A 13,381-nucleotide genomic window follows, 5' to 3' on the forward strand; every position below is an offset into this window, starting at 1 on the left:
GAACAGAGTGGCAGTTGTTTTTAACTGTTTTGCAGTATAATGCTGAAGTATAGCTCCTTACTTGCTGAAGCAGGGCTTTTGTCCCATCGCTTCGGCATTTCATAGGTTGCAATGTCAAATGATCGCTTTTGCTGTGCCTCAACAGTACGGCTTACAAGCATTGTCCCGAATAAAAGTTGCATCGGAATGGTTTTCATATCTTCCAGTTTTAAAATGATGTGATCTCTACGCCACTCAGTATCCCTGTTCCGGAAACGCTGCCCTGTCCGCTGATAATACTGATGCGCCCTTCCACGCCAATGGACACGCTTTTTTCAATATTGCCTTTTCCGGGTGCGCCTTTATCGACTACATCCGTGCCCACACTCACGTTTGCTCCTCCTGTAAGCGTTACTTCTTTGGTCCCCTTCCGGTCTATCTCTACTTCAACACTTACGCCGGCCGAAGCGCCTACTTTCACCGGGCCTACCGTTCTGCTTGTTCCCACCTTTCCGGTTACTTTCACTGTACTGGAGATATAAGTATCGCCCTCGGCCCGTTCAAAATCATCCTTGCGGGCATACTTGAAAAAATCCACGTCAATTTCGGTGGTCATGCGGCTGCAATCATTCGAAATTTTGAAAACTTTCCAGTTCAGCTCACTATGGTATTCGCAATGCACATCATCGAAATTTTGCAGTTTGGTGAGCGCCGGCTCTTCTTTGGGATCACTGTTGCATGAATATTCGTTGAGCGTGATAGAAACAAAAGGAAAGCCCGAGCCGTAGGCCGGTGCGCCAAAACCTTTTTTCAGGAAATTGAGCCATTCTATCTGGTAATCCAGTTTAGCTACCTGAAATTCATCGGGCCACATCATGTACATGGTATAGTGGGCCGATTCATTGATCATTTCTTTTTTAAGTGTTAGTGCATCCAGGTACAGCGCCTGCAATTTTCCATTGATGTCTTTCAGGTATTTATCCGTGGCAGTCCTGTATTTAGGGCAATAGGCTTCATTGGCTCTTTGAGACCCGGTTTGGGCTTCGTCTTCTCTGCGCAGTTTTTTCATTTCCTCGTCGTAAGCCTTCTTCAGCTGCAGAGATTCCTGCGCATAAAGGGTCATGCGGGAATTGTAGGCTTCCATTTTCCGTTGCATCAGGCTCATGGTTGCGTTCAATTTTTTTGCGGCCCTGGTGGCGTACGTGGGCACTGCAAGCATTTGCCCGTTCTTGCCCGGGTTTGCCTGGGCTGATCTTATGTATGCCACATTTTCATTCATCCGCCGTTGCGATCCTTTCATGGCGGCATCCTCCGCATCTCTTCTCAGCTTTGACAGGCTATTTATTTTTTCATCTATTTGTTGATAAAATGCCTTCCATTCTATTTCCGCGTTTATACAGCCCAGGGAACTCATGGGAAAATAGGGAGAGCGGAATCCATCCAGGTTCAGGACATCGGTTTTACGGCGTGGCGGCAGCAGGTATTGGGTATGCGACAACTTTTCACCCAGCCTGGCCAGTTTTTCCTCCTTTTCCGGCGTATAAGCATGTTGTATAGATTTTTTGACCGCTTCTTTTGCTTTTTCGTTGTTTCCCTTGCTTTCCGCAATGGCGGCTTTTGCCATATTGGCTTGCGGATGGAAAGAATACAGCACAAGGGCCCTGTCTATATATTTTTCTGCTTTCAGCAGTTCGCCCAGCCCCAGCCATGCCTGCCCCAGGTTATTGAGTATGGTGCCGTTGTCCGGGAACTTTGCATTTAGATTGTCAAGGATCGGAATAGCCAGGTGCTGCGCTCCCTGCATGGAAAGCATAGCGGCATAGTTACTGAGGTTATCGGTATTGGATGGGTCATTGTTATTGACTTTTCCCAGTACATATACCGCCATTTGAGGCTTGCCGGCCACCCAGAGAGCAGTGGCCATATTGCCTGCTTCATCACTGTTTTTACTGTTGGATTGGATGTAGGTGTAGAGCTTGTCTCCCATTTTTATCAGATCAGCATCCAGCGTTGCAATTATTTTCTTTTGAATGGCGGCAAGGTAGGTTTCCATGCGGGCATCACTGACCGCTTTGGGGATGGCGGCAATTCTTGCGGCATCCCGCTTTGGCACTACCCGGTTTTCGTCTTCCCAGGCCTGGGCCAGTTGCTTGCCGGAAACGTTGGGTACGTTTGTAAAGTCCGGCATTTTGATCCCGAGGCTGTCCATCATTCTTTTGTCTTCCGCACTCAGCTCACCCGCCATTTTCTGCGCTTCTTTCATCATCTCCTGCATTTCTTTTTGAGTAGGGGGCTTTTCTTTGGGCCTGGTTTGCGCCATAGAAAAAAAAGGGGAAAAGCAAACTATGATCACAGGTAACAACTGTTTCATTTTTGTTATTTTTGATATGCAAATTTCAATGCCCGGCGGCAATCTTTCCATCGTTAAAAAAGATGATTTTTAGGCAATGGAAATCATTAAAAAGAATGAGTTGATTAATAAGGGATTATCTGTTTTTTTGTACAATGAATAGAACGAGCATAGTTTATGAGAAAATGGTTTGCTATAATGGTTTTATGCTGCCTGTGGTTTCTTGCAGGAGCGCAGTCACCGAAAACGAACGGCGGCTTGCTGTCTGGCCTACCGGAGTTGGACCGGAAAATTAAGCAAATCAGAAAGAGCCCCCTTGATACCGCTCATGTAAGCCAACTGAAAGACCTGGGTTATGATCTCCTGGAGACTGACAGTGCAGTATCTCGTCAACTGCTCGAGGAGGCGCTGGCAAAAAGCCTGCAAGTAAAAGAAAATAATACCATTGCCAGCTGTTACCGGTTGCTGGGTCTATGGCATCACTTTTTTAGTGAGCCAGACAAAACGTTGCACAATTATTACTTGTCCATGAAATATGCAGCGGCCAGTAAAAACCTTTACCTGTATGGCGGGATTTGTTACAACATCGGCAACGTAAAATATTATTTGGGCGAATATGATAGCTGCATTTATTACTATACAAAGGCCAGGGACGCTTTTGATGACCCGCGCGTACTGGCTGCGCCAGCTGTTACTGAAAAGTTGCTGGACAGGAGAAAGTCGGACCTCTATTCTAATTTCAGCGCAGTATTTAATTCTCTCGGAAACTTGCCCAAAGCGGAAGAATATATAGACAAGGCCATTGCGATAAACAAAAAATACGATAGCCCGGCGGCGGCTGATGCCCTGGCGTATTACATGCAGCAAAAAGCCGACAATTTTCATGAACAGGGATTTATAGAAAAAGCCCTTCGGGTAAGATTGGCTTTTTTGCCTCAGATGGAAAAAGGAAAAGGGACCAGGGAATCTGTACAGAATAGTTATCAGAACATTTCGAAAGAATATTTTCTGCTGCAAAAAATAGACTCCGCAAAAGTTTTTGCTCATAAAAGCTTGCAACTGGCTGCGGGAATAAATTCTGTTTCAGGTACCGCGCATGCCAACAAGCAACTGGGAGTTATAAGCATGCATCAACAGCACTATGACGAAGCGGAAAAGTATATGAAGATAGCCAAGCCTTATTATGAGAACAGTAAGGATATTTTGGAGAAAAGGAGCTTTTATGAAGTGATGTATCAGCTTAATGATAAATTGGGATCATATAAAGACGCATTGGCTTATGCGGAAAAATTGATTGCAGTGAACGATTCCGTATTGGTTGGAGAAAAGGCCAAACAATTTGCTGAACTGGAAGCGAGGTATGAAAGCCAAAAAAAGCAGTCCCAAATAGAATTGCAGCAAGAGCAGATCAAACAGAAAAATGCGGTTAACTATATACTTATTGGCGGAACCGCTGCTTTAGCCATTATTTTCTTATTGGGTTTCCGCAACTACCGCCAGCAACAAAAACTGCAACAAAAGATAATAGAAGAGCTGGAAACCGAAAAACAACTCGCCACCGCTCAATCCATCCTCAAAGGTGAAGAGCAGGAGCGTACCCGTTTGGCCAAAGACCTGCACGATGGATTGGGCGGCATGTTAAGCGGTATTAAATACTCATTTCAGAATATGAAAGAAAATCTTATTCTCACACCGGAAAATGCACAGGCATTTGAACGCAGTATAGATATGCTTGACAGTTCTATCAAGGAAATGCGCCGTGTGGCACATAATATGATGCCCGAAATGTTGGTGAGGTATGGACTTGACGTGGCATTGAAGGAGTTTTGTAATGAAATAGACCGTAGCGGGGCGGTGAAAGCTACTTACCAATCCATGGGCGTGGGAAATATGGCCGTTGAACAAACTGTTGCTGTAACCGTATATCGCATTATACAAGAGCTTGTACACAATGCCGTTAAACATGCCAATGCGCAAAACTTGCTTGTGCAGGTACATGCGTCTGAGCAGGGGAAAATGCTGTCTGTAACTGTTGAGGACGATGGCAAAGGTTTTGATACCGCCCTGCTGCAAAACGTTCAGGGAATGGGCTGGAGCAATATCCAAAACCGTGTAGACTTCCTGAAGGGAAAAATTGACGTGCATTCAGCACCGCTTAAAGGCACTTCTGTTCTAATGGAAATACCCCTGTCATGAAAACAAAACTCTTCATTGTTGATGATCACTACATGGTGATAGAAGGCATCCGTTCATTGTTGCAGAACGAAAAAGATATAGAATGGGCAGGGCATGCCATGAACGCTTCTTCCTGTCTCGCTTTTCTGAAACAACACCAGCCTGATGTGATACTGATGGACATCAACCTCCCCGATATGAGCGGCGTGGACCTGTGCAAGGAAGTAACACAGCATTACCCGTTGATCAACATATTGGGGCTGAGCACTTTTAACCAGCAACCGGTTATCCGCAGCATGATGGACAATGGGGCATCGGGCTATGTATTGAAAAGCGCTACCAAGCAGGAACTCCTTATGGCCATTACCAGGGTGAGGCAGGGTAAAACCTTCCTGAGTTTTGAAGCGGTGCAGTCGCTCCGCGAAACGTCAGCAGGGGCTCCCGTCATTACCCGCCGCGAGAAGGAAGTGCTGCAACTGATTGCCGAAGGCTTCACTAACGCTGAAATAGCCGCCAGGCTTTTTATCAGCATCCCAACGGTAAATACGCATCGGAAAAGCCTGATCGAAAAATTTGACGCGGCTAATACAGCTGTGCTGATAGGCAAAGCCATAAAAAATGGGATAATATAGCACCAGAATGACCTCAATCAATTCGCAAATCGTTCCAGCTTCCTGTCAATCTTATCAATTTCGTTTTTATACTTGATTTCCTTCTGAAAAAGTTCGAGTTGTGAACGCGCATTCAGAAGGGTCATTTTCGCCGCCTGCCTGTTTCCCATGCGCTGGAAAATATCTGCCTTCAAAGACATCATCCGAGACTTTACAATATCGTCTATACATAGAAAAACCGCGCGTTCAATCAAAGAAATGGCCAAGTCAAAATCAGGTTGTTTTAAAGCTGCTGACTGGCTAATGATTTCCCTTGTCATATAGTAAAGGATAGGCTCGCTATCTTTCAATGGCCCTACAGACATCTGTTTTGCAAACAAGTAGGCTTCCTGTTCATTTTCTCGAAGCAACATTTTGAATTTTTTCAGAGGCGAAATTGTATCCGAAGAGGCCTGCACTGCATGACCGGATGCTGCCGCTAACCTTGTAAAAACCGGATCTATGGATAGCAGTTGTTTCTCTATATGATCCGGATGCCCGATCCAATTTATCCTGCCGGTGCGGTCTACGATAAATGCCACCGGGATCCCATAGCGCCCGGCCGCTAATACCCAATCCCGGAAAATGGACTGTTTAGGGTTATCAACGGCTACCTCGTAGCGGATCTTATCCCCCATGTTGTGGATAAATCGTTCTACGCGCTGCACGTAAGAAGTGTTGTTCGTATCCTTAGGAGGATACGCCCCGTTTTCGAGCACATAGATACTTGCCACTTTGAGGATGGAGCGGTATGTTTGTGCCATTTCTGAAAGGTGGGGTATGCTTGCCCGGCAAGGAGCGCAGGCAACACCGCTAAACTCCACGATGTAATAGTACTCCGGGTTAAACCCGTTAACAGCTTCTCCCTTTATCCACTTTCCAACTTCTAATGGCGGGGCCATGCTACCTACCTTCAATGAGTCTTTCTGAGGGGTGTCAGATATTGCAAGCAGGTTATGACCTGTCAGCTGTATCAATATGGCAAATAAAACGATTGCGAAATGCTTCATGAGATTAAGATTTTTCTGATTCAAACTGCTGGTAAGTAAACCCGGGCATCTCAGCCCAGGATGCTGTTAGGACCGTACGTAACAGTCTCCTGTTACACGGCTCCGGTCCGTATTTTCGTCTCGCCCCGGTTCCAGCACACTTAGTAACCCTCATTTTGGCTTAGGTGAGGGTTCTTGTCCATTTCATTTAATGGGATAGGATAAAGGTGTTTAATTGCCGGCCGGTCCGGGCTTTTGGGAAGTACCTCCCCGGTCCGTTTGACATCTAGCCATCTGTGCCCCCATTCAGCCAAAAATTCTGCTTTCCTTTCGATAGCAATCCATTCCAGCACCTGGTTTGCATCTTCGGATGCAAGCGGTGTTAAACCCGCCCTCAACCTGATCATATTCAGGTCGGATAAAGCAGCATGTGTCTGCCGCAAACGGGCTTTGGCTTCCGAGCAGATCAGGTAGGCTTCGGCCAGTCTTATGACCATTGAGTATTCGATCAGGGGAGTACCTCCGGTTTTAATCGTGTACTTAGAGGGATAGTATTGTCCCTGCGCGCTTTTGATCCAGTATCTTTTCCTTTGATCGATATCGGCTAACTCATCCACCAGGCGGCCGTCTAGTTGGGATACCGTACCGGTCCCTGAATTAATAAAAACATTGCCTTCCCAGGTATTGACCGTTGTAGCGACCGGTGCCAGTTGCCAGATGGCTTCGGGGCTATTTTTAAGGAAAATACTGTCCGCTCTTCCGGCAAGCCGGTAAATGGCAAATTGCCCCAGGACCTGCTCAGAATACTGAACAGCCGGTTGCCAGTTTTCCAGGTAGAGGTGTACTCTTGCCAGCATCAGGGCCGCTGCCCATTTACCGGGGCGACTCCGTTCTCCACTATAGCTCAGGTAGTCGGGCGGCAACACACTGTAAGCTGCCTGTAGATCTTTCAAAATGAATCGGTATACTTCGTCTTTAGGAGCTCTTGGCAGCAGTGCATTCTTTCGGTAGTCAGTTGTTACCGCCAGCGGTACATCACCAAAAAGGTTCACCAGGTAGAAATAGCAAAAGGCTCTTAAGAAAAATGCCTGCGCTGTTATTTGTTCTTCAGCCTGCTTTGAGAGGGCATCGGAAGCGGATACACCTTCTAGCAAGGCATTTGTCTGGTAGATGATCTTATAGGCCGATTGCCAAATACCAGAGGTGCCGCTTGAGCTGGCAGATAAGCCATGTGTGTAAAACTCCAGAAGGCTGGCGTTGGTACCGGAAGTCGGGATAAGTTCCCCGGCTGAAAGCCCGGCAAGCAAGCTCATGCCCGATGTTCCTCCGCTTGCAAACGAGGCCCCCGGCCCCTCGATCATCTGGCTGTAGACACCAGACAATGCAGCATAGGCGGTTTGATCGTTTTCAAACACAGTTGATCTGATCAAGATGGTTGAAGGTGAGGGAACGCTTAAGAAGTCGCTACAGCCTGCTATCCCCACCAGGAGCACTAACCCAACCGTAATGCTATAGACCCTGATCCCAAAAAATTGTTTTCTCATGACGTTTCTTTTAAAGGTTGAATTGAATGCCAAGGGTAAACCGGCGCAAGGGAGGAAGCCCCTGAGAGTTCCTGGTTTCCGGATCCAGCCCACGATAGCCCGTCCAGGTCCAGAGATTTTGTCCCTGGCCGAAAAGCTTGATAACTCCTCCTCCCTTGTGAGGAAACCTGAAGGTTTTGTAGAGGGAAACGTTCTGGAGCCGGATAAAGGAGGCATCTTCTATGACCAGGTCAGATTGGCTCACGTAGAGATTATAGGCCCGGCCGGCAGCACTAGCGCCCGATTGGGTAAATTGCTGAACGGGTGCCAGGTCTCCCGGTCTTTGCCAGCGGTCCAGCACCCAATCCGGCTGATTGCTAAACCTGCTTCCAGGATAACCAGAGAATGAACTCATATAGCCCAGCCCATTCTGGCTTACAAATCGGACAAAGAAGTCAAGCTGCCAACTCCGGTAACTCACGGTATTTCTGATACCTCCGAATGCGCGTGCCGCTATGCCCGGCGCAAAGTACCGGTCGTCTGCACTTAATTTTCCATCGCCATTTAAGTCTTCAAACAGGTACGCTCCTGTATCCGGGTCTACTTCCTTGAATTTGTAACGCTTGCTGACAGAAATCGGGCTTCCTACCTGGTAACTATTCACATACGACGTCGTTTCGATGCCGGGGAAGCTCACCAATTTATTTCTTGGAAGTGAGAGGTTAGCGCTCATCGACCATTCCCAGCCCTTTTTCTTTAGTATCCTGGTATCAACCGTCAATTCAATACCCGTGTTTTCTACCACAGCAGGCATATTGTATTGTACCGAGCTAAAGCCGGTCGTAAACGGAAGCGGGTAACCTACCAGCTGGTTGGAAGACCTGTTTTTGTAGGCGCTTATTTCAAGTTCGATCAGGTTATCAAACAAGCTGAGTTCCATCCCTGCTTCCAGTTTTCTGTTCACTTCCCAGGCAAATTCAGGATTGACCAGCCTGACAGGATAAAGCCCGGGCTGTCCCTGATAAGGGTAAGTGGTGGTGCTGTAGGTATCCAGGTATTGATAGTCCCCGATTTGATCACTGCCAGCGGTGCCATAGCTGGCACGTAACTTTCCAAGTGTCAGCCACCTGTTAGTCGAACTCATAAAAGGTTCGGTTGAGAAAAACCACGCTCCGCCGACAGAAAAAAAGTTTCCGAAGAGCCTCTCGGGGCCAAATCGTGAAGAACCGTCTCTTCTGCCTGTTATATTAAGAAGGTATTTTTCAGCATGCGCGTAGTGAATCCGGCCGTAGACAGAAGCATATCGATAAATGGTTTCATCGAATGCGCTTACCCGGACCTCGGTAGCGGCGGAGATGTTTTTCATCAATGCATCGGAACTAAACCCGCGGCCCCGCAAGGCCTGTGAGCGGTTGGTGCTTTGTTGAATAGTTACGCCTGTCAAAAATGAAATACGGGACCGCTTAAGGGAGCGTTGGTATTCCAGCTTCGGTTCGGCTATCCAGGTGGTCGATTTATGCTGGGAGAAATAGGATTCGGCGATAACGGTGCCCGATGGATTTTGCGAGTTAATGGGGCTAAGAGAAGACTCGTTCATGGCCAGGCTATTGTAACCCAGGTTTGCACTAAGTGTAATATCTTTTAGCAGCTTGTAGGAAATAACCGTATTGGCTACCAGGTTACTGGTAACCCCCTCATACGGTTTTCTCAAAACCGCATAAGGATTATTCCAGGTAGCATTACTCCAGTTTAGCGTTCCGTCAGCATGAAATGGCTCCGGTGCATTAGGCGGCAGGCCCATCGCTTTGGAGGTAAGATCTTCTCTTGGCTGATCATTTTGATCGGCCGTATAGGAGGTGGAAACCTCTATCTTGAATTTACCGGATGGAGTTTGGTGGCCGGCATTAAGCTGGACCGATCCTCTTTTGTAACCAAAGTCTCCCGGGTAGACAGTGGTTTCCTTATAGTAACCGCTGCGTAGATAAAAACGGGTTTGTTCATTGCCTCCGGCAATAGCGCCCTGCCAGTTAAACTGCTGGGCAGATCCACCGATCAGTTCCTTTTGCCAGTTGACCGAGCGGGTGGTATCCCAGAGAACAAGGTCCGGGGCGTTGGACGAATTGATGGCAACTCCATCGTTGGCAAAGGCTTCTCTGCGCATCTGGAGCCATTGGGTTGTATTAAGTAATGACAGGCGAGCCGGATTGTAGGCAATGCCCCTGGTAGCGCTCAGATCTATTTTAAGTCCCTTGCCCTTGTGTTTTTTTGTCTTGATCAGGATAACCCCGTTGGCGCCTCTTGATCCGTAAATAGCGGTGGCGTCGGCATCCTTGAGCACTTCAACACTCTCGATATCGGAGGGATTGATGCTGTTAAGCGGATGGGCCCCCAGGTTGGCATTGACCACAAAACTTGAGTGCAGGGTAGAAGTCGGGAACGGAACGCCATCAACCACCAGTAATGGGAAGTTCCCGTTACTTCGAAGGCTGTTTGTTCCACGGATCCTGATGGCAAAATTACTCCCGGGAAGGCCGTTTGCTTCCTGGATTTCTACCCCGGGCATTCGTCCTTGGAGCGCCTGCAAAACATTGGTTACCGGCTGCTTCTCAATAGTTTCGGCCGTTACCTTGCTGATATTCCCGGTACTTAAACGTTTAGAGGTCTCCCAATACCCGGTTGACACGGTTACCCCTTCCAGAACATTTACGTCCTGACTAAGCAGGATCAACAGCTCCCGGTTTAGTGGAACTGCCAGAACAGTATCTACCGGCATGTAGCCGATAAAGGAAACGCGCAGGGCAATTCGGCTACCGGAGACACTAAACGTAAACGAGCCGTTTGCATCTGTGATGGTGCCCTGGTTACTTCCGCGCACTTGAACAGAGGCTCCGGGGATCGCCTGTCCGGCTTCATCGGTCACTTTTCCCGTAAATACCGGGTAGATAGAATCCTTTCTAATATTATCCTTGGCGGAAGGAGAAGGTCCCACCGGTCCGAACGCGGCGGGTGAGTTTTCAATCCGGATGAATTTTCCCCGGATGCTCCATTGGAGGGATAAATCTTTCAACAGCAGGTCCATCACCTCCGCTAGCGGCATGTCGGAAACGGAGATACTTACTTTTTTATCCTTGATCACCGCGGTCTTTTCATACATAATAATGACATCGGCTTTCTTTTCAATGGCGCTAAATACTTTTTCAATGGGTGTATGGGTATAGCGTAGGGAAATCAACTTTTGTTCCCTATCCTGGCCATATCCCGGTGCGGCTGCTAGTATTTGTATGGTACAGATCATTGCCATCAAGCCGAAGGAGCTTGTTCGTACCATAAATACCAGTGGTTTACCGTTGAAAATTTTTCGCAATAAATTTCCCGTACAGAACGTACCATTTTTTCGCATAAATTTGCTTGTTTGAAATGTTTAAATTGCGTTTCGACAAAACCCCTCAAAGCTTCCCAAGGCGGAGGGGTTTTATTTGCTAATGTCTTCGAACTAATCACGCATGTCTTTAGAGTTTTGGTTTAGAAATTGATCTCATGCTCTATAGAGACAGCATTTTATTGTTTTCTCACCGGTCGTTTTTGAAGTTTTTTATATTTTCCCGGTCATCCGTACAATCATCCATTTATACCAGCCTGCCTTGCAATACATATGGATGGTATTAACCCGCAGATGATCGGATCGGACCAACGCAGCCGAAAAGGAAGTATGTGATTATCAGTAATTTTATCGCAACCTTTAATAGATCGCCGTCTTTATGCAGGAGGACTTTACAGACATTGACGCATTACTTTCCAGGTTGAAGATGCACGACCTGGAAGCATTTACCCGCCTGTATAAACAGGCGAGGGAACGGTTGTACATCCTTGCCAGTTCTATTATTCAGGATTCAGCTGCAGCCCAGGACCTGGTTCAGGAATTATTTATGGAGTTCTGGGAACGCCGGATCTACCTGGATGTTGAATCCTCGCTGAAGGCTTACCTGATCCGTGCTGTCCGTAACAAGGCCTACAATTATTTGGAGAAACAGGGCACCAAGCGGCGTTTAAGCCGCGAATACGAGCGTATTGAACGATACGAGGCCTCCCCGTTGGAAAAGCTGGAATTGGCGGCATTGGGGCAAGACATAGAACGGGCTATTTCGAAGCTTCCGCCGATGGCGGCAAAGGTATTTCGGCTGCATTATATCGAGAAAATGAGCCATGTTGCCATTGCGCAACAACTGCAGATCAGCAAGTTTACTGTTAGCGGCCATATTGACCGGGCACTGAAACAGTTAAGGGAAGATTTAAAAACAGCAAAAAAAAATTAATGGCCGACCGGTGAGGACACTAAAAAAAACTGTCTATTAAGTATTATGACACATTTAACAGAAGAACAGGAGTATCTCTTATTAGGTAAGATCGGAGGTTTGTTAAATGAAGCGGAAGAAAAAGCCTGGGAAGCCTTATTTGAAGAAAACCCTGCAGTGCAAAAGGCATATGATGAGATGATCCAGGCACTGCCCGCCGATGAAGTGGCAAATTCTTTTCAGCGAATCAAGCAGAACGCCACCTGGGTTGACCTTGCGGCCCTATATAAAGTAGATACACCAGTACCGAAAACTCGTCGGCTTGTATATAGATCACTCGCAGCTGCCTGCGTGATCTTACTCCTCTCTGCCGGCGGGTGGTTGTTTTATCACTACAATGCCGGTCAACTTGCAGTTTATACTGATACAAAACAGAGCGGCATCCAGTTAACGCTGGCAAACGGACAGCACATTGATCTTTCCAGCGAAGAAGGCGTTCTTCAAACCGCAGATGTTCAGCTTACCAATAACAAAAAGATACTTACATATGCTTTGACGGATGAAACATCCGGTCGGGCAGGGATGAACCGGTTAACAGTTCCCGTAGGCATGGACTATAAGATCGCATTGAGTGATGGCACAGAGGTGTGGCTGAACGCAGCTACCCGTTTGGAGTTCCCTTTTGCGTTCGCTGGCAATACCCGTGAAATTACCATCAGTGGCGAAGCCTACCTGAAAGTAGCAAAGAATGCGGCTAAACCTTTTTTGGTACATCTGCCACACAGTACCGTGCGGGTGCTTGGAACGGAGTTTAATGTCAATACTTATGATTCGGGGGTGGTGAAGGTCGCGCTGGTGGAGGGATCGGTCAACATGCAAGCACCTACCGGGGAAAGCATGCTTTCTCCCGGTAAAGAAGCGGTTTATCATGCTGGAAATCCCATACAGCAGCAGCCCTTTGATCCCAAGCTGGTGTTAAGCTGGCGGGAAGGACTATTTTACTTTAATGGCGCTACGCTTGCGGAGATCAATAAAATAGTGCCGCGCTGGTTTGGTATAAACACTGTTATTGATAACCCAAACATCCGCAGCCGGGAATTTGTAGGTGCGTTGGATAGAAACCAGCCCATCCAGGTCTTTTTAAATGACCTGAAGGCCATTTCTGGTATCGATTCTTATATAGATGCGGAGGAGGTGTTACATTTTAAGTAAGCACCAGTCATTTTTAACCTGTGATTTGCAAGAGCAAGTCTCCAATTCGTTGCCGCTGCGGCCAGGTAAAGGAGCCTTTCTATTCCGATACAGTTCTTTTACGTATGGCCTGGGTATAGGCAATCCGGCTCTGAAGGCCAGGATTTTATTGCCACATAGGTTGATATATTGAATTGATTGATGTTCTTTTTTCCTTCTATGACGATTTAGA

At 47.2% G+C, this 13,381-nt stretch carries 9 protein-coding genes; 4 read left to right on the forward strand and 5 right to left on the reverse strand.

What is annotated here, in order from left to right; translation table 11 throughout:
• Positions 1-20: 20 nt before the first annotated feature.
• Together D3A97_RS24835 and D3A97_RS12715 are read right to left on the reverse strand one after the other, a co-directional pair.
• Entirely contained in the window at positions 21-197 is a 177-nt protein-coding gene (locus D3A97_RS24835; protein ID WP_157986519.1) for a hypothetical protein, read from the reverse strand.
• Positions 198-208: 11 nt separating this feature from the next.
• Complete coding sequence (locus D3A97_RS12715; RefSeq protein WP_157986520.1) at positions 209-2,350, reverse strand: tetratricopeptide repeat protein; 2,142 nt, start codon at positions 2,348-2,350, stop codon at positions 209-211.
• Positions 2,351-2,506: 156 nt separating this feature from the next.
• Here D3A97_RS12715 and D3A97_RS12720 point away from each other — a divergent pair, with 156 nt between their 5' ends.
• Both D3A97_RS12720 and D3A97_RS12725 read left to right on the forward strand, forming a co-directional pair.
• Positions 2,507-4,525: a tetratricopeptide repeat-containing sensor histidine kinase gene (locus tag D3A97_RS12720; RefSeq protein ID WP_119078871.1), complete on the forward strand. Its 2,019-nt coding sequence runs from the start codon at positions 2,507-2,509 to the stop codon at positions 4,523-4,525.
• Complete coding sequence (locus D3A97_RS12725; RefSeq protein WP_119078872.1) at positions 4,522-5,136, forward strand: response regulator; 615 nt, start codon at positions 4,522-4,524, stop codon at positions 5,134-5,136. The genes D3A97_RS12720 and D3A97_RS12725 overlap by 4 nt, the downstream gene beginning before the upstream one ends.
• 17 nt (positions 5,137-5,153) lie before the next feature.
• Here the strand turns inward: D3A97_RS12725 and D3A97_RS12730 are convergent, their stop codons facing one another.
• The 3 genes from D3A97_RS12730 to D3A97_RS12740 all read right to left on the reverse strand — a co-directional run bounded on the left by D3A97_RS12730 (position 5,154) and on the right by D3A97_RS12740 (position 11,066).
• Positions 5,154-6,164 (reverse strand): TlpA disulfide reductase family protein, encoded by a 1,011-nt coding sequence (locus tag D3A97_RS12730; RefSeq protein WP_119078873.1) that lies wholly within the window; start codon positions 6,162-6,164, stop codon positions 5,154-5,156.
• A 140-nt stretch (positions 6,165-6,304) separates the two neighbouring features.
• Entirely contained in the window at positions 6,305-7,687 is a 1,383-nt protein-coding gene (locus tag D3A97_RS12735; RefSeq protein WP_119078874.1) for a RagB/SusD family nutrient uptake outer membrane protein, read from the reverse strand.
• A 10-nt stretch (positions 7,688-7,697) separates the two neighbouring features.
• A complete protein-coding gene (locus tag D3A97_RS12740) occupies positions 7,698-11,066 on the reverse strand; it encodes a SusC/RagA family TonB-linked outer membrane protein (RefSeq protein ID WP_119078875.1) in 3,369 nt (1,122 codons plus the stop codon).
• A gap of 358 nt (positions 11,067-11,424) precedes the next feature.
• On the opposite strand from D3A97_RS12740, the gene D3A97_RS12745 reads away from it, so the two are divergent.
• Both D3A97_RS12745 and D3A97_RS12750 read left to right on the forward strand, forming a co-directional pair.
• On the forward strand, positions 11,425-11,979 hold the full coding sequence (locus D3A97_RS12745; protein ID WP_119078876.1) for an RNA polymerase sigma-70 factor: 555 nt from the start codon (positions 11,425-11,427) through the stop codon (positions 11,977-11,979).
• Between the two features lie 45 nt (positions 11,980-12,024).
• Entirely contained in the window at positions 12,025-13,170 is a 1,146-nt protein-coding gene (locus tag D3A97_RS12750; RefSeq protein WP_119078877.1) for a FecR family protein, read from the forward strand.
• Positions 13,171-13,381 lie beyond the last annotated feature (211 nt).

It is taken from the genome of Chitinophaga alhagiae (genome assembly GCF_003568665.1).
Classification (GTDB): Bacteria; Bacteroidota; Bacteroidia; order Chitinophagales; family Chitinophagaceae; genus Chitinophaga; species Chitinophaga alhagiae.

Coding starts and splice junctions, on each gene's coding strand:
- D3A97_RS24835 (WP_157986519.1), bottom strand. CDS start 197: ATGAAAACCATTCCGATGCAACTTTTATTCGGGACAATGCTTGTAAGC.
- D3A97_RS12715 (WP_157986520.1), bottom strand. CDS start 2,350: ATGAAACAGTTGTTACCTGTGATCATAGTTTGCTTTTCCCCTTTTTTT.
- D3A97_RS12720 (WP_119078871.1), top strand. CDS start 2,507: ATGAGAAAATGGTTTGCTATAATGGTTTTATGCTGCCTGTGGTTTCTT.
- D3A97_RS12725 (WP_119078872.1), top strand. CDS start 4,522: ATGAAAACAAAACTCTTCATTGTTGATGATCACTACATGGTGATAGAA.
- D3A97_RS12730 (WP_119078873.1), bottom strand. CDS start 6,164: ATGAAGCATTTCGCAATCGTTTTATTTGCCATATTGATACAGCTGACA.
- D3A97_RS12735 (WP_119078874.1), bottom strand. CDS start 7,687: ATGAGAAAACAATTTTTTGGGATCAGGGTCTATAGCATTACGGTTGGG.
- D3A97_RS12740 (WP_119078875.1), bottom strand. CDS start 11,066: ATGCGAAAAAATGGTACGTTCTGTACGGGAAATTTATTGCGAAAAATT.
- D3A97_RS12745 (WP_119078876.1), top strand. CDS start 11,425: ATGCAGGAGGACTTTACAGACATTGACGCATTACTTTCCAGGTTGAAG.
- D3A97_RS12750 (WP_119078877.1), top strand. CDS start 12,025: ATGACACATTTAACAGAAGAACAGGAGTATCTCTTATTAGGTAAGATC.